At 35.8% G+C, this 15,933-nt stretch carries 18 protein-coding genes; 4 read left to right on the top strand and 14 right to left on the bottom strand.

Annotated features, from left to right (window positions below):
- Positions 1 to 51: 51 nt before the first annotated feature.
- On the bottom strand, positions 52 to 1,068 hold the full coding sequence (gene holA / locus ACWPVE_RS15555) for a DNA polymerase III subunit delta (RefSeq protein ID WP_453994853.1): 1,017 nt from the start codon (positions 1,066 to 1,068) through the stop codon (positions 52 to 54).
- A 426-nt stretch (positions 1,069 to 1,494) separates the two neighbouring features.
- On the opposite strand from holA, the gene ACWPVE_RS15550 reads away from it, so the two are divergent.
- A complete protein-coding gene (locus ACWPVE_RS15550) occupies positions 1,495 to 1,629 on the top strand; it encodes a YqzM family protein (protein ID WP_453994851.1) in 135 nt (44 codons plus the stop codon).
- A 77-nt stretch (positions 1,630 to 1,706) separates the two neighbouring features.
- Here the strand turns inward: ACWPVE_RS15550 and ACWPVE_RS15545 are convergent, their stop codons facing one another.
- Genes ACWPVE_RS15545 through ACWPVE_RS15535 form a run of 3 tightly spaced genes read right to left on the bottom strand, consistent with a single transcriptional unit; the run spans position 1,707 to position 5,274 of the window.
- On the bottom strand, positions 1,707 to 4,076 hold the full coding sequence (locus tag ACWPVE_RS15545; RefSeq protein WP_453994849.1) for a DNA internalization-related competence protein ComEC/Rec2: 2,370 nt from the start codon (positions 4,074 to 4,076) through the stop codon (positions 1,707 to 1,709).
- Positions 4,039 to 4,608 (bottom strand): ComE operon protein 2, encoded by a 570-nt coding sequence (locus ACWPVE_RS15540; RefSeq protein WP_453994847.1) that lies wholly within the window; start codon positions 4,606 to 4,608, stop codon positions 4,039 to 4,041. Before ACWPVE_RS15540 ends, ACWPVE_RS15545 begins: the two co-directional genes overlap by 38 nt.
- Positions 4,609 to 4,668: 60 nt before the next feature.
- Complete coding sequence (locus ACWPVE_RS15535) at positions 4,669 to 5,274, bottom strand: helix-hairpin-helix domain-containing protein (RefSeq protein ID WP_453994845.1); 606 nt, start codon at positions 5,272 to 5,274, stop codon at positions 4,669 to 4,671.
- A 102-nt stretch (positions 5,275 to 5,376) separates the two neighbouring features.
- Between ACWPVE_RS15535 and comER the strand changes: the two genes are divergently transcribed.
- Positions 5,377 to 6,210 (top strand): late competence protein ComER, encoded by an 834-nt coding sequence (comER, locus tag ACWPVE_RS15530; protein ID WP_453994843.1) that lies wholly within the window; start codon positions 5,377 to 5,379, stop codon positions 6,208 to 6,210.
- 173 nt (positions 6,211 to 6,383) lie between these two features.
- On the opposite strand, the gene ACWPVE_RS15525 is transcribed toward comER, so the two are convergent.
- From ACWPVE_RS15525 to ACWPVE_RS15490, 8 genes are read right to left on the bottom strand one after another with little or no spacing between them, the layout of a single operon-like run.
- Positions 6,384 to 7,127 (bottom strand): class I SAM-dependent DNA methyltransferase, encoded by a 744-nt coding sequence (locus ACWPVE_RS15525; RefSeq protein ID WP_453994841.1) that lies wholly within the window; start codon positions 7,125 to 7,127, stop codon positions 6,384 to 6,386.
- Entirely contained in the window at positions 7,124 to 7,480 is a 357-nt protein-coding gene (rsfS, locus tag ACWPVE_RS15520) for a ribosome silencing factor (RefSeq protein WP_453994839.1), read from the bottom strand. Before rsfS ends, ACWPVE_RS15525 begins: the two co-directional genes overlap by 4 nt.
- Entirely contained in the window at positions 7,473 to 8,054 is a 582-nt protein-coding gene (gene yqeK, locus ACWPVE_RS15515) for a bis(5'-nucleosyl)-tetraphosphatase (symmetrical) YqeK (protein ID WP_453994837.1), read from the bottom strand. The genes rsfS and yqeK overlap by 8 nt, the downstream gene beginning before the upstream one ends.
- Entirely contained in the window at positions 8,044 to 8,613 is a 570-nt protein-coding gene (locus ACWPVE_RS15510; RefSeq protein ID WP_453994835.1) for a nicotinate-nucleotide adenylyltransferase, read from the bottom strand. Before ACWPVE_RS15510 ends, yqeK begins: the two co-directional genes overlap by 11 nt.
- 23 nt (positions 8,614 to 8,636) lie before the next feature.
- On the bottom strand, positions 8,637 to 8,936 hold the full coding sequence (yhbY, locus tag ACWPVE_RS15505; protein WP_453994832.1) for a ribosome assembly RNA-binding protein YhbY: 300 nt from the start codon (positions 8,934 to 8,936) through the stop codon (positions 8,637 to 8,639).
- Positions 8,930 to 9,775 (bottom strand): shikimate dehydrogenase, encoded by an 846-nt coding sequence (gene aroE, locus ACWPVE_RS15500; protein WP_453994830.1) that lies wholly within the window; start codon positions 9,773 to 9,775, stop codon positions 8,930 to 8,932. The genes yhbY and aroE overlap by 7 nt, the downstream gene beginning before the upstream one ends.
- Before the next feature lie 34 nt (positions 9,776 to 9,809).
- A complete protein-coding gene (gene yqeH, locus ACWPVE_RS15495) occupies positions 9,810 to 10,919 on the bottom strand; it encodes a ribosome biogenesis GTPase YqeH (RefSeq protein ID WP_453994828.1) in 1,110 nt (369 codons plus the stop codon).
- 4 nt (positions 10,920 to 10,923) lie between these two features.
- On the bottom strand, positions 10,924 to 11,436 hold the full coding sequence (locus ACWPVE_RS15490) for a YqeG family HAD IIIA-type phosphatase (protein WP_453997578.1): 513 nt from the start codon (positions 11,434 to 11,436) through the stop codon (positions 10,924 to 10,926).
- Between the two features lie 605 nt (positions 11,437 to 12,041).
- Between ACWPVE_RS15490 and ACWPVE_RS15485 the strand changes: the two genes are divergently transcribed.
- A complete protein-coding gene (locus tag ACWPVE_RS15485; protein ID WP_453997576.1) occupies positions 12,042 to 12,182 on the top strand; it encodes a sporulation histidine kinase inhibitor Sda in 141 nt (46 codons plus the stop codon).
- 28 nt (positions 12,183 to 12,210) lie between these two features.
- Here the strand turns inward: ACWPVE_RS15485 and ACWPVE_RS15480 are convergent, their stop codons facing one another.
- Positions 12,211 to 13,008, bottom strand: a complete 798-nt coding sequence (locus ACWPVE_RS15480) for a phosphatidylserine decarboxylase (protein ID WP_453994826.1) — start codon at positions 13,006 to 13,008, stop codon at positions 12,211 to 12,213.
- A 318-nt stretch (positions 13,009 to 13,326) separates the two neighbouring features.
- Between ACWPVE_RS15480 and pssA the strand changes: the two genes are divergently transcribed.
- Entirely contained in the window at positions 13,327 to 13,866 is a 540-nt protein-coding gene (gene pssA / locus ACWPVE_RS15475) for a CDP-diacylglycerol--serine O-phosphatidyltransferase (protein ID WP_453994824.1), read from the top strand.
- A gap of 144 nt (positions 13,867 to 14,010) precedes the next feature.
- Here the strand turns inward: pssA and ACWPVE_RS15470 are convergent, their stop codons facing one another.
- On the bottom strand, positions 14,011 to 15,804 hold the full coding sequence (locus tag ACWPVE_RS15470) for a M3 family oligoendopeptidase (protein WP_453994822.1): 1,794 nt from the start codon (positions 15,802 to 15,804) through the stop codon (positions 14,011 to 14,013).
- Positions 15,805 to 15,933 lie beyond the last annotated feature (129 nt).

Below are 15,933 nucleotides of genomic sequence, written 5' to 3'. Positions count from 1 at the left end.
GTCGTTTTTTTGTGCTTGTCGCCGATGGACGGGCGCCTTGTACTTTTGAATTTATTTAGCTAATTTCATAATAAATAATTCCAAAATTAATTGTTTATCCATTTTTCCGTTTTTCAATTCATAATCTGCTTCCGCCAGCTGGTCCATAATTTTTAATAATTCTTCTTGTGTAAATAAGTTGGCTTGCCCACTCGCAAGTTTTACCCTAAATGGATGAACTTTTAAATTCCCAGCAATCTGCTGTTGTCCATAACCTTGCCTAGAAAGCTCCTTCACATGATATATCAATCTAAATTGAGTAGCTAATAAAGATAATATTTTTATCGGTTCTTCATTATTTTGCAAAAGGTCATAAAAAATTCGCAATGCTTCCTCAAGTTTCCGATTTACCACTTTATCAATTAAGGAAAAAATGTTTTGCTCCAACGATCGTGGCACTAGTAATTTTACTGTATCCTCAGTTATCTCACCATTAATACCGAGGTAAAGACACATCTTATCAATTTCCTGTGTAATGTTCATCAAATTTGTTCCTGCAACTTGTAACAAATCCTGAATAGCTGAAGAACTTATGGTCACCTGATGCTGCATAGCTCTATCCGTAATCCATTTATGTAAATCTTTTTCAGATAACGTATTAACCGTTAATACTTCTGCCTTTGCTTTTAATTGCTTGACGATTTTTTTTCGTTCATCAAGCTTTTCATAAGGTGCTGTTAACGCAAGGATTGTAAAGGGTGCAGGACTATTTAGGTAATTCTCGAGCACAGAAAGATTATGCTCAACCTTTTCTTTGTTTTTTACCGCTGTTAAAAAGTGTGGATTTTGTAAAATAACGAGTCGTCTCTCTCCCATAAATGGAAGTGTTTCAGCGTCAGCTAGAGCTACTTCAACTGGGGTTTCTTCTAAATCAAATACGGATAAATTAAAATCCTTTTCATTATCATTCATGCTATATGAAATAAGTAGATCTTTTGTTTCTTGAATTAAAAAACTTTCTGTTCCATGCAATAAATAGATAGGTGCAAATTGTTTTTTCTTTATCTTTTTCCATAGCTCTAAATTCATACTTAATTCCTCTCCAAGTTAAGCCTTCAATTACATTCTCAATCGTATCGGGAAAACGAAAATTTTTCAACCAAATAAGTAAAGGGAATTGGTTTTTACCAATTCCCAATCTATATAAACATTACCAAACAAGCCCCGGGAATCTTGTCTGAGTAATGATTATTTGAAACTGGTCTATTACAGTGTCGTTTTCATATGTAGTATTAGGTTTTGCATGTTTTTTTGAACTATTTGTGACAAGTGTTGTTAATAAAGGAAGAGTATCGGATAATAGGGGAAAAAGGGTTTTCATTCTTTTTGGAACTTGTTTAACAATTTTAGGAGAGCGTTTACTTATAAATTGTAAAACAAATCCAACTTTTTTAAGGAATTATAGATTTTTTCAAGTAGTTAGGCTATACTATAACTGTTTAGGAGGGGTTAGGCATGAATGAATTTGAAAAAAATATTAAAAACACAAGAAATGACGTTATAGATGCTGGAGTAGCATTCGTTGCATCCTTTGGTTTCTTCGCGGTGATTTTCATTATCGCAACATTAATTAAGATAATCGGAGCTTAATACTGACAGATATACATATTAACTGTCAAATGATGGGACTGCCTACATGAGGCAGTCTTTTTTCGTTCTACCTTATGTTATGGAATTGTTGTCATAAAGGTTCCTGAATTTCTGAAAAAATGATATTGAATCGCTCCATCCTTATCCGTTTGATAAATCTTCATATTTCTCATCTTAAACCGATTTATGACATCAGGATGTGGATGGTTAAAACGATTATTTTGACCAACTGGGATAAGCGCAACTTTTGGATTTAATAACTCGATAAAGTCTTCCGTAGAAGAAGTTTTGCTTCCGTGATGACCTACCTTTAAAACATCTGTTCTTAGGTTCTTATACGTTTTAATTAAATCAAGCTCTCCATTTTTTTCTGTATCACCTGTAAATAACCATCTTAAACCGCCTAGTTTTGCATAAAGCACAATTGAGTTATCATTTTCCTTCATTTCATTTCCAAGTGGTGCAAGAACATGAAATGTGTATCCGCCATGTTCCCACTTTTGTCCACGTTCAACATGAGTGATGTTAATTTCTTTATCGAAAGCTATCTTCTTTAGTTGAGCCTCCTTGCTTGAGTCCTTTTTGGTTTTTCCGAAAACAATTTCTTTAACCTGAATCTTTTCAACAAGCTTTTGCGCACCACCAATATGGTCCTGATCCCCGTGGGTAATGATAAGTTTGTCAATTTTACGTACTCCTCTTGATTTTAGATATGGCAGAATGATATCAGCCGTTGAAAATTCTTTCCTTCGTATTGTCCATTCTTCTTGTTCGAATTGAATGGTTCCACCTGTGTCTATTAAATAGACCCCTTTTCGGAAGGGGAGTTCAATATAGATACTATCTCCTTGTCCAACATCAAGCATTGTAACTTCCCCATATGGATTAAGGTAAGGAAGTACTAAGTGTATAAGTAAAACAACAATTGGTGCACAGAGTGCAAACTGCTTAAGTGTTTTTCGTTTCTCCCAACAAATTAAGAAATAAATGATGGTAACACTATAAAAAACCATTACTATTATCCCTGGCTTACCTAGCGTTAAGACAGATAGATGGGATTGTGATGCCCATACTGTAACTCCATTTATCCAATCAAGTAACAAAGACAAAACATCTGCAAATAGTTGACCTACAGGATCGAAAACTGCAAGTAAAAAAACGGTTATCAATGCAAATGGCAAAATTACGACCGAATATAAAGGAACATACAGCATATTTAACGGCAAACTTAACAATGAGAATTCATAAAAGTGGTGGAGTAAGATTGGCAGTGAAGCAATCTGCGATAAAAATGAAACAACAAATAAAGAAGTGAATGTGTTAGGATAGTGCCTGAAAATAGCCTTTGAGGAAAGAATCAAAGCAGCGCTAACCATAAAGGATAGTTGAAACCCGATATTGGTTAAATAATAAGGGTTAATGGCAAGCATACATAGACATGCCAAACTGATGACATCAAGCATACCGCCTTTTTTCCACCAGATCATACTTGCAAATAGAAGCATACTCATTAATACTGAGCGAATGACTGAAGGGGAGCCACCTGCAATTATGATATAAACTGGAAGGGAACAAAATAGGAAAATCGCTGTAGACTCTCGTGTTATACCTAAACGAATGCAAGTGAAATACACCATACCTGTCATAAGACTTACATGAAGACCTGAAATGGCTAATAAATGAATCAACCCAAGGGATTGGTAGGAATTAATAATTTCACTTTCAATATTTGTCCTTTCCCCATATATCAATGCTTGGATTACTCCAGCCGTTGATCCTTCAAAATATGATTCAATTTTCTTAATTCCCGATTCTCTAATTTTTAGTAACACACGACTGATGGACCAGTTTTCCTGCGGATAACATTCTTGTAGCGAGATTTCATTTACCTCATATATCCAATGAATTTTTTGTGTATATAAATATTGCTTGTAATTAAACGCATTTGGATTGCGTGAGATTTGAGGTGCTCTTAGTAATCCATCAAATGTACATACTAGCCCTACTCTTACTTCATCACTGAATTCCTGTTTTTCAATTTCAGTTTCAATATAGTGAACAAGGAGTAGTTTCTCTTTGGTAGTTGACTTAACGATCACTGAGAGTTTGTTGCCATTTATATCTGGAGTCTCTAAAATTTCGGCTTGAATTTTCGTTGTCTGAGGAGATAACTTCGTCTGATTATTTGAATCGATTATGAAGAACAGACTCATATAAAAGAATAATGTGAGCATACTGAGGAAAACCAAAGAAAAATCGTGGCGGAGAATGATATACCCGATTAAGAGTAGTGTGAGAAAAATACTAAACAGAGAAAATAAAGTATAAGGGACTAAGATACCAAAAACAGCAAAGAGTGCTAAATAGATAAGTTTACCTTGTACATAGTCCCTATACTTTAATGTCCATTTAACTAATATTTGCAAACAATGCAGCAGCTTGTTCATGTAATGCCTTTATCTCTTCATCATCCGCTCCTGATGCTGTTAATTTTCCAATTAGATTATTTACAAATTCCAACTTTTCTTTTGATTTTAAATCAATTACCATTTCCTGAAGTGGAACCTTCTCGACTCTAATATTAGACTTAGCAAACAACTCCATCGCATATGGATGATTTTTATAATCTTCTGCATAGTAGACAACCTTTATACCTGCCTGGATAATCGCCTTTGTACATTGCAGGCATGGAAAGTGCGTCACATAAATTTCTGCATTCTCTGTAGGAACTCCAAACTTCGCGCACTGTAGTAAAGCATTGATTTCAGCATGTACAGTTCTTATACAATGATTATCTACAACATAACAACCCTCGTCGATACAATGCGTACCACCAGAAACTGAACCGTTGTATCCTCCTGCAATAATCCGCTTATCTCGAACAATTGTTGCACCTACCGTTAGTCGTGTACAAGTGCTTCTTAATGCGAGTAAATGACTTTGAGCCATAAAATATTGATCCCATTTTATTCGATTCAACCTTCCCCCAACCCTTCTACAAAATCTTACAATTATTTTATCTGTATTCCTCATCTATCGTCAATTTAATTTAAGCGAGTCCTTTATTTTTTCGAAGGATTTTTCGCCGATTCCACTGACTTGCATAAGGTCCTCAAGTTTTTTAAATGGTCCATTTTCTTCTCTGTACGAGATAATTGCAGCCGCCTTTGATGGACCAATTCCCGATAAAGTCTCAAATTCCTCCTGTGTTGCCTTATTGAGTGAGACCTTCCCTTTGGCCTTATCTGATATTGTGTTAGAGTCTACTTCAGTAAGCTCTTCGCCAATTCTAGGAACGTAGATGACCATCTCATCCTCAACTCGTTCGGCCATATTTACTTGCCTTACTTCCGCTTCTTCAATAAACCCTCCTGCCAAATCCACAATATCCTTAACTCTCATCCCTTCTCTAGCTTCATATACACCTTCATTATGTACAGCACCCTTAATGTCCACAAAAATGTTTTTAGCCTCTTCCACAGATACAGGTTCTAAATTACTTTCTGTTTCTAGTGCAAGTTCCTCGTCAAGATTCAGGTCTCCCTGTGGTTCTTTATCGAAGACCTGATAAAACACAATAAAGATTCCGATACAAATGCCTAAAACCATAAAAAGTAATTTTATTTTTTTATCATTGAAATTCACATTTTTTCTTCCTTTCCATTTTCAAATAGATAAAATCTAATCATATTTCAGTCAAAAAAAACATATTGTGTTAGGAGAATAGTCTGTAAAGGAGGGACGAACTTGAATATAGGGTTTATCGGTACAGGAAATATGGGGAAAATTTTAATAGAGTCTTTTATAGAATCTCTTGCAGTTCCACCTTCAAAATTAACAATAACAAATCGTACAATTGAAAAGGCATTAGCCATTAAAAACTCCTTACCAGATATCAAAGTTGTTGCGACAAACGAAGATGTTGTGAAAGGCTCAGATTTAATATTTATTTGCGTGAAACCATTAGAAATCCACCCCCTTTTACACCAGTTATCTTCTTCACTTACAAGGAATAAATGTATAGTATCTATTACTAGTCCAATTGCAGTCGAACAGATTGAAGCTATTGTAGATTGTCAGGTAGCACGCATTATTCCAAGTATTACAAATCGTGCATTATCAGGAGTATCCTTATTTACTTATGGTAACAGTATAAGTAATAGGTTTAAGGAATACCTTGAATTCCTATTTGAGCAAATTTCCACACCCATTCACATAGATCATGACATTACACGAGTAGCTTCGGATATCGTGAGCTGTGGCCCTGCGTTTTTCACCTATTTATTAAGACGCTTTGTATTTGCAGCAGAGAAAGAAACGAAAATCACGGAGGAGAAAGCGACAATATTAGCGAGTGAGATGATTATTGGAATGGGAAAATTGCTTGAAAAGGAAATATATACGTTACCGACTCTCCAGGAGAAAGTTTGTGTGAAAGGCGGTGTAACCGGAGAAGGAATTAAAGCAATGGAAGAACATATTGGTGAGTTATTTGAAGAGTTGTTTAGAAGCACTCATAAAAAATTTAATGAGGATATCTCTGAGGTGAATGAACAATTTAATGAGACACCATCTCGATAAATATATCATTTTGTAATAAAATGCGCAAGGCATCCACTTTAGCGGTAACAAGCTCATCACATGCGTATTTTTGCATCTTAGGTAAGTTGCTCGTGATTCGAGTAAAATGGCGGCTAAAGTGCTATTAGGTACTACGTGAAGAAGAAATAGAGGAGCGAACTTTGTTCACTCCTCTATTTCATTACGGTAAATAATATTCGTTCAGAAGTGTCAAGGACACCATTCGTAAAATCTCCGATTATTTCTAGCACGGTAAAACCAGTTTCCTCTAGCCAAGTATGGTATGTTTCAACTGGAAAACTTCGTTGTTCATGATATTCGTCAATTCTTGTGTAATCCTCATTATGGTCATTTTTCACAAAAAAAGACAACTCATGTTCAACACTGTGGGGATGTTTTCCCTCAAAACAATTCCAAATAAAACTCACTTCTTCATTACTGCTTACAAACGGACCATCCAAAAAAATCGAATCCATTTTATAGACAGAATGAACATCAAACATAAATAAACCACCAGGACGTAATTGTTGAAACACATTTCGAAAAGTAGTTTGAACTTCTTCTTCTGTATGCAAATAATTAAGCGAATCACAGAAAATCACAATCACATCAAATGGAGCAAATCCTTCGATTTCAACCATATTTTGCTGGTAAAATTCTACTTTTACTCCCATCTCCATTGCTTTATGATTCGCAACAGCCAACATATCTTCAGAAAGATCTATCCCAACTACCTCAAAGCCTTCCTTTGCAAGACGGATTGCTATCTCACCAGTTCCACAGCCTATATCAAGAACTCGTAATGGGCGAGAGCGGTCTAAAGAAGAGACTTTGTCTTTAAAGTACATAATCCATTGCTCATAATCTACATCTCGCATCAATTCATCGTAGATATAGGCAAATTCTCCGTAACTCATAAACTTAGCACGTCTTCAACTGTTTCAGTAGGCGCATCTCCCCATAAGCGTTCTAAATTATAATACGTTCGTTCATCTTTATGGAACACGTGAGCAATGACATCGCCAAGATCAACAAGTACCCATCTCGCTTCGTCAAACCCCTCAAGTCGTTTAATATGAATGCCATTCTCATCTGCTTTATCTTTAATTTCCCGCGCAATTGCTTGTACTTGTTTTTCTGAATTTCCGTGGCAAATCAAGAAATAATCTGCTATTAATGAAAGACCCTTCATATTTAGTGCAACAATATTTTCTGCACGTTTATCATCAGCTGCTTGAACTGCTAAAGTCAGTATGTCTCTTTCATTCATTCGCTGATTCCCCCTTTTTTTCAAATATTAACGCATTATACGTGTGTATTGTTTCAGGATAGATGGCTTGATTTTTCTTTGCCAAAAACATGATTGTGTTTCGTAAGGAATATATAAGGGCTAAGTCTAAATCCTCTTTCACAACTTCTCTTACTTCTTCAACTCCTGGAAAATGCCTTCCTGGTTCAATATAATCCGCTACAAAAATCACTTTTTCAAGTTGAGTCATGTGTTCTCTTCCTGAAGTATGATAACGGATAGCGTCGAGGATTTCTTCATCCTCAATCCCTACCTCTGTTTTAACAAGATAAGCTCCTACTGGTGCATGCCATAATTCAGAATGATGAAATAATAAATCTGCAGGCATTCGCTCGTTGATGATAATTTGCTTCATTTCATCCTTTGGTCTAAATTTTGCATAGTCATGTAGGATTGCAGCTGTTTCTGCCTTTTTCACATCTACATTGTATCGTTCCGCAAGCTTGATGGCTGTCTCCATTACACCAAGCGTATGCTGATAACGATGCTCGGTTAATTGTTCTCTCACAATTTTAAGAGCATGCTCACGTTCCATATAAATGCTTCTCCTCAATATAGTTTCGTACTTTTTCTGGCAGTAAATACATTGTATTTCCATTTTCCCTTAATCTTTTTCGAATTAAGGAAGAAGAGATGTCTAATTGGGGAATATCAAGCTCCACAATTGGATATTCTTTTGGAAATGAGTAGCCTGGTCGCTTTACGCCAACAAATGTTACCATTTCGACAAGTTCCTCAATTTTATGCCAATGCGGCAGATATTCAACCATATCACCGCCAATAATAAAGTAAAAAATCGTATCTGGATAGTTTTTACGTAATAATTGAATTGTGTCATATGTATATGAGGGGCCTTCTCTTTCCAGTTCGATTAGCTGTAATTTAAATGTAGGCTGATCCGAAATGGCAAGATGAAGCATTTCGACCCGCTCCTCATCGGTCACATAACTCTTTCGTTCTTTATGTGGAGGAATACGATTGGGCATAAGCCACACTTCCGAAAGATTTAGCCTAATCAATGCCTCAGAAGCTATAAATAAGTGACCTATATGTGGTGGATCAAATGTACCACCTAGGATTCCGATACGGTTCATAATAGCATTACCACCTAAAGCACCTATTTTGACTTTGGTAATTCTAGTTGCTTGTTTTCCTTCGATTCTTTGTATAGTACAATTGTATTCCCAATAATTTGAACTATCTCGGCTTTAGCACCCTTACTTAACTCTTCGGCAACCGTATCACGGTCATCCTCACAGTTTTGGAGCACACTGATCTTTAATAATTCACGCGCTTCAAGAGCGTCACTAATCTGTTTAATCATATTGTCATTTACTCCACCTTTTCCAACTTGGAAAATGGGGTCTAAATGATGTGCTTTTGATCTCAAAAATCGTTTTTGTTTTCCTGTTAGCATGTCTTACCTCCTAATAACTTTGTAACTAGTCTTTCCATTCGATCTGTATCTGGAAATCTGCCTGTCCATTTTTCAAAAGCTAAGGCACCTTGATAAACGAACATACCTAATCCATTTTGGGTGATTGCCCCGCGCTTTTTAGCTTCAAGCAATAGCTTGGTTTCAAATGGATTATAAATTATATCACTTACAATTGTTTTTGGTGCGAGATAATCTAATGACAGAGGGATATCATCCACATTCGGATGCATTCCAACTGAGGTCGTATTAATGATAACCTGATATTCACCTAAATGACGTGTAACTTCTTCAAAATTTATTGCTTGTGATTCAACCTCAAACTTGCAATCTTCGATGATTGCTTTTGCTCGTTCAATGGTGCGATTGACGATATCAATTTTTTTCACACCCATCGCTGCTAAAGAAATAAATATTCCTCTCGCAGCACCACCAGCTCCAACAATTAATACATTTGCACCTCGTAATTCCTCATTGCTAATTACACGATTTAATGAGCGAATGAACCCATTACCATCCGTATTATAACCAACCAACTTCCCATTCTGATTCACAATGGTATTAACCGCACCTATATTGGCTGCAACCTCTTCAACTTCATCCAAATATTCAATTACTTCAACCTTATGTGGAATCGTAACATTAATGCCTGAAACCCCGAGTGCTCTTATCCCTTCAATCGCAGCCTTTACTTGTCCAGGCTTAACATGAAAAGCATGATACCTTGCTTCTAGTTTATAATAGTCAAAAATATCATTGAGCATCGCTGGCGACATTGAATGTGAAATGGGATCTCCTATCACACCATAAATCTTTTCCATATCCTCACCCATTGCAATTGATTTTTCTCTCTATCTAAATTAAAGATTTTCTAATAATAACTCCAACACCCTTTGGAACGTGAGCTACGACTTTTGTATGTGGTTCGTTAATTGTTACCCAACCCAAGCCAGAAAAAACCACATCTGTTTTCGCTTCTTTGATCATGAATTCATGAGCAACCAGGGGTGGAAATTCATCCAATTCATTTTGCCTAGGGGGATGCAAGAGCTCCCCTTTATGTTTTTCATAAAGTTCGTCAGCATTTTCTAGCTTCGTTCGATGGATCGTAAGCAAATTAGAGAAATGACAAACGAATGATTGTCTGTTTCCACTTACAAAATCAAATCGTGCCAGGCCACCAAAAAATAAAGTTTGCCTTTCATTTAACTGAAAAACTTTAGGCTTAATTTCTTTTTTAGGGGTGATGACTTTTAAATCTTGTTTTGATACAAAATGTGCCATTTGATGATGATTGATTATTCCAGGTGTATCATATAAAGAATGCTCGTCATCTAGTGGAATATCAATGATATCTAATGTTGTACCAGGGAAATGCGAGGTCGTGATAACGTCCTCCTTCTCTCCGCTAAATTCTTTGATTAAGCGATTGATGAAAGTTGATTTTCCGACATTCGTACATCCAACAACATATACATCTTTTCCAAACCGATAGTGCTCTATTGCTTCTGCTACCTCTTTTATGCCTGTGCCTTTCTCCGCACTTATTAAAAAGACATCAACTGGTTTTAGCCCTAGCTCCCGAGCTGATTCCTTCATCCAGTGAATGAGTTTATTTGGTTTAACCGATTTCGGGAGTAAATCTACCTTATTACCTATTAATAAGATATTATTGTTACCTACAAACCGATGAAGACCAGGCAACCAACTTCCATTAAAATCGAATATATCCACGATTTTTACAATTAATGCGTCTGTAGAACCAATCCCATGTAAGATTTTCAAAAAGTCATCGTCTGTTAATGAAACATCTTGTACCTCATTATAATGCTTAAGCTTGAAACAACGTTGACAAATAATTTTTTCCTTTTCTAATGCGGAAGGTGGCGCATATCCTAATTTTGTTTGGTCGGCTGTTTGGATTTCAACTCCACAGCCAATACAACTTATTTTTTCCTGTTCCACTTTATTAATCCTCCCAATACAGCATTCCACGACGCTTCATCCATGAAAGTATCCTTCTTTCGACTAAGCGATTAAACTTTGTAAAGAAACCATCAGTTTGTGCTACTGGAACAACAAGTATCGTGTGCAAGCCACTGCGATTTCCTCCAAATACATCCGTTAGTAGTTGGTCTCCAATGACCACAACCTCATCCTTCTGTAGCCCCATTTCCTTGACAGCACGCTTAAAGGCTCGTACTAATGGTTTTCTTGCCTCAAAAATAAATGGGATCCCTAGAGGATCTGCAAAATCTTTAACACGTTTTTCATTATTATTTGAAACAATTGTTATATCAATCCCATGTTCTTTCACTTCTTTAAACCATTCAATAAGTTCAGGTGTTGCGTTGGGACGATCCCATTCAACCAATGTATTATCTAAATCGGTTATGACACCTTTGATTCCAAGTTCTTTTAATTTAGTAGGTGAAATCTCATAAACTGATTTCACATGTTCGTTTGGTAAAAAAAATTTCAACAATTCACTTACACCTCACTGGACTAACCTTTATATCCCAAACTTAACAGACAGCTCAGACTCCCATCTTTTGATTGTAAGGACCTAAAGTAGATAAAGGGGAGAATAACGATCCGTAAAGGTCTGGTAAAGAGAAAAGACGATAAACACCCTATCTGCTAACGTTTCTATTCCCCACAGATTTTGGTTCTAAACTAACAATCCGTTGAGGATGGAAAGAACCATCCTAACAGATGAGTTTCTCTTTATATCCATCCTATCATAACGAATTAAAAAGATTTCTCAAAGTATAATTAGACAAATTTCTTCAATTTATGGATATTATAAAAAAGTTTTCGACAAAAATCAGTTAATTTCAACACTTGTGGATAAACTTATACACATATTACACAGCGATATCCTTAGATTTCCAAATTTTATAAACAAAATACTCACAAGTTATCCACTATCTTCTGTGGATAACGGAACGGTTGTTCTATATTTTTTTTCATGATAAAGTGAATTTAACAATAAGACAACCTATTAGTATATGACAACATGAAGGATTTAGAACATATTGTTTTACTTTTTATAGGAGGTGAATGGCCAACTATTGGCAGCATGTTATGAAAAAATTATCAGATGACTTGTTAATTGAATCTTACTTTAAGGCAATAAAATTAAAGTTAAGTCCTGATTTTATTCACCTTATAGAAACTGAAATTATACGCAGATCATTGGGACATCGAATCAGAAATATATCATAATTAAGATGGAATAATCAAAGAAGAGCCATTAATGGCTCTTTTTTTCTTTTTGAAGGATGCCAAGAGCTTCGCCAACTTTTACCTCTGTTGATGGCCCAATTTTTGGATTAAGGGTAAAACTGTCTTTTTCAAATAGGAGAATAACAGTTGAACCGAATGAGAAATAGGCAATTTCCTCTCCTTTTTCTACAGTTTCACTTGTATGGGTTGTTTCTATACTATTGACAAACATTGCACCGACCTTAACCATCACAATATGGGAGTCATTTACTTTTATTTCCGTAACTTTTCTAAAATTCTTGGACAAGGGGTCCTTTCCATATTTTAATCCAAGTCGATTAACTGGATATGATTTCAGTCCCAACTCCCACTGTTTTGTGATGACCCCAGAAATTGGAGCATGAATTCGATGATAGTGGCTTGGACTTAAATAAAGAATAAGAAAAGTCCCACCAATGTATTTGGAAAGTGATTTTTCATCTCCAAGCATTTCTACAACTTGATAGGGTTTATTTTTCACCATCATTTCCTTGGAGGCAGTGATGGTTCCTGTTTCTTCAATTACAGCATCGACTGGGCTAATCACAGAATTTAACGTTTGGTCAAACGGTCTACTTTCTTTTTTTAGCCTTCTAATAAAAAGGTCATGTAAAGTTGGAAAATCTTTTAAATTTTTTTCCATTTCAGCCTGGTCAATATTGTATATTTTCGCATAACTTGGAATAAGTATAGCACTAACTCTTGATTGCGAGAACTTTTTTAATAATGCAGATGATAGGCGATGGTTTGTTAATTCAATGAAGAAACGGTAAAGCCATTTTTGCAAATCAAATTCCTCCTAGAAACTTCATAAACTTCTTTACAAATCCAAAAAGAAAAGAATAAAATAAGGTTAATAATGCCAATACTATTCTATTTTATGTATTTTTTGCTCGTATTACAAAGAATTTATAGATTTATCGTCCAAATATAGGATGAAAAGAACCACGTCGACAAAACATCAATCTAGTTGTCTTGTTGACATTAGCACAACTTGTGAGGCGAAGTGAGGCACTACAAGTTTAATCATCATCTTTCTTGTACGTATAAAAAGTTTTTATTCTACCAAGAAACACAAAAACAAGCCAACGAAAGGAGTGAAGAAATGTTTTTATTGGATTATCTAGATTCTACACTAAAAAAGCTTAAAGCTCACACTGCTAATATACTCACTTTAGTCAACTTAAGCTTAGGTGGTTTCTCCATTTTATTTATATTAAAGAACGAACTAAATTTAGGGTTATTACTCATCTTCTTAGCTGCGCTTGCTGATCGTTTTGATGGAATGGTAGCAAGAAAGTTTCAAATCGAATCTGAGCTGGGAAAGCAGTTGGATTCAATGTGTGATATTATATCATTTGGCGTCGCACCCGCGCTTCTTTTATACCAAGGAATTATCCATGAATTTGGGGCACCTGGTATGTTTTTTACCGTCTTCTATATTGGATGTGGAGCATTTCGCTTAGCCAAATTTAACATTAGCGACAATAAAGGCTTCTTTGTTGGATTGCCAATTACAGCCGCTGGCTGCCTATTAACACTTAGCTTCTTAGCAATCCCGTATGTATCTCCTCAATTTTTCATTTACCTAATAATTATTCTTTCCTTCCTCATGGTCGGTACATTTAAGTTAAAGAAAGTATAAATAAAAAACACCAACCCACTACTAGTGGATAGGTGTTTTTTATTTATATATCAAGTGCTAACAAGGTTAGAAATCACAAGCAAACTGTAAGCTAGATCGTACTCTGTCATCGCTTTTGTTGTGATGGTATATTCTATCTGTTCATTATTTAGTAAGTAATAAAAATTCTTCAACATCTTTAATGGATAGCTTCACTGCCATTTCCCAGAAATCGCGTTTTGTTAAGTCAACACCTAAGTGTTTTTCAGCTAAGTCTTCCACACTCATACTCGCAGTATCCTTTAATAAAGCAATATACTGCTCCTCATAGTCTGTTCCTTCCTCTATAGCCTTTGCGTAAATACCTAAAGAAAATAAATAACCAAAAGTATATGGGAAATTGTAAAATGGTACACCTGTAATATAAAAATGCAACTTGGACGCCCAGAACTGCGGATGATAGTCATTTAATGCTTCACAATATGCCTCCTTTTGTGCTGCAAGCATTAATTGATTCAATCGTTCAGTACTAATGATCCCCTGTTTCCGTTCCTCATAGAATCTCGTTTCAAATAAGAAGCGCGCGTGAATATTCATATAAAACGCAACACTTCTTTGTATTTTATCTTCAAGCAATGCTATTTTTTCCTCTTTTGACTTAGCATTTTTTACAGAGGCATCTGCAACAATCATTTCTGCAAATGTAGAAGCTGTTTCAGCCACGTTCATTGCATAACTACGATTTAATGGATGAACTCCTGCCATAGCATGTTGATGGAATGCATGCCCTAGTTCATGAGCAAGGGTTGAAACATTGGATGGAGTCCCTGAGAACGTCATAAAAATTCGTGATTGATTACTTTCAGGGAAGCTTGTACAAAATCCACCTGGACGTTTTCCTGGCCGATCTTCTGCCTCAATCCACCTATTTTCAAAGGCCATTTTCGTAAATTTTGTAAGCTCAGATCCAAATTTACCGAATTGCTCTACTATAAATTCAGCTCCTTCTTGGTAAGTGAGCTTACTTTCTGATTGGCCAACCGGTGCATCCAAATCGTACCAACTTAACTTATCAAGACCTAATAATTGTGCTTTACGATTTAAATATTCCACAAATGGTGCTTTATTTTCCGTAATAACCGTCCACATCGTTTCCAGTGTTTCCTCGGACATTCTATTAATATCAAGAGGTTCTTGCAGTACGTTTTCCCATCCACGTGATTTATACACGTTCAAACGAAATCCACCAAGGTGATTTAATGCTGCACCGATATAATCCGTATGCTCTTCCCATTTCTTTTCCCACGCTTCAAAAACCGTTTTACGAACACTGCGATCAGCGCTTGAAAACTTGTTAAATGCTTGGCCAACCGATAGCTGCTTCGTTTTATTATTGTCCTCGAATGGAATCTTGATATTTCCAACAACCAGATTATAAAGCTGGCCCCATGAATGATATCCATCAACACCTAAAGCATTAATCAGTTGTTCCTGTTCGAGTGATCCTTTTTCTTTTGCTCTTCTCCTTCTTTCCTCTAACACATAGGATAGTTCCTTTAAAGGTTCTTCTGATACTAGCTTATCCCAAACAGGTTTATTGATTGCTACGAGCTTTTGATCAAAGTCTGTAAGTATGGATTGAAGTTCACTACTCAATTGTGTCGTTTTCCCTTGTAAAAGCAATGCTCCTCGATCTGTTGTGTCCTGTGCTGTTAAACAACTGACAAATGCTCCTGCTTGACGCAGCTTTTTAAAAGTTGATTGGAAGGCGTTTAGGATAATGATTAACTCTTCCTTCTCATCTACGTTAGTTGGTACTTGAAAGGACTCAACTAACGCACTAAATTCAGATAACTCCTTTTGTAACGCTTCCAAAAAAGACTGAAATTCAAGAGAACTGCTTCCCCCTTTGAAAAAGACATCTAAATCCCATTTTTGTTCATATGTATTTGTACTCAAAATGAACTCCCCCTTCCCAATTACTTAGGCTCCCTAAATAATTATAATATTTATTATATAAGGATTTTTATGAAATTTCTATCCCTCATGGAGTTTTTAGTAGAAATACAATCTTTTCCCATCACCTGT

It is taken from the genome of Bacillus nitroreducens (assembly GCF_964021195.1).
Note: the sequence above shows the minus strand (reverse complement) of the source record. Positions and strands in the feature narration are given on the sequence as shown.

Bases quoted from the DNA above. Each gene is read 5' to 3' on its own strand.
- pssA (WP_453994824.1), top strand. From the start codon at position 13,327: ATGTTTTTATTGGATTATCTAGATTCTACACTAAAAAAGCTTAAAGCT.
- ACWPVE_RS15485 (WP_453997576.1), top strand. From the start codon at position 12,042: ATGAAAAAATTATCAGATGACTTGTTAATTGAATCTTACTTTAAGGCA.
- ACWPVE_RS15545 (WP_453994849.1), bottom strand. From the start codon at position 4,076: ATGAACAAGCTGCTGCATTGTTTGCAAATATTAGTTAAATGGACATTA.
- ACWPVE_RS15510 (WP_453994835.1), bottom strand. From the start codon at position 8,613: ATGAACCGTATCGGAATCCTAGGTGGTACATTTGATCCACCACATATA.
- ACWPVE_RS15550 (WP_453994851.1), top strand. From the start codon at position 1,495: ATGAATGAATTTGAAAAAAATATTAAAAACACAAGAAATGACGTTATA.
- yhbY (WP_453994832.1), bottom strand. From the start codon at position 8,936: ATGCTAACAGGAAAACAAAAACGATTTTTGAGATCAAAAGCACATCAT.
- holA (WP_453994853.1), bottom strand. From the start codon at position 1,068: ATGAATTTAGAGCTATGGAAAAAGATAAAGAAAAAACAATTTGCACCT.
- rsfS (WP_453994839.1), bottom strand. From the start codon at position 7,480: ATGAATGAAAGAGACATACTGACTTTAGCAGTTCAAGCAGCTGATGAT.
- aroE (WP_453994830.1), bottom strand. From the start codon at position 9,775: ATGGAAAAGATTTATGGTGTGATAGGAGATCCCATTTCACATTCAATG.
- ACWPVE_RS15525 (WP_453994841.1), bottom strand. From the start codon at position 7,127: ATGAGTTACGGAGAATTTGCCTATATCTACGATGAATTGATGCGAGAT.
- yqeK (WP_453994837.1), bottom strand. From the start codon at position 8,054: ATGGAACGTGAGCATGCTCTTAAAATTGTGAGAGAACAATTAACCGAG.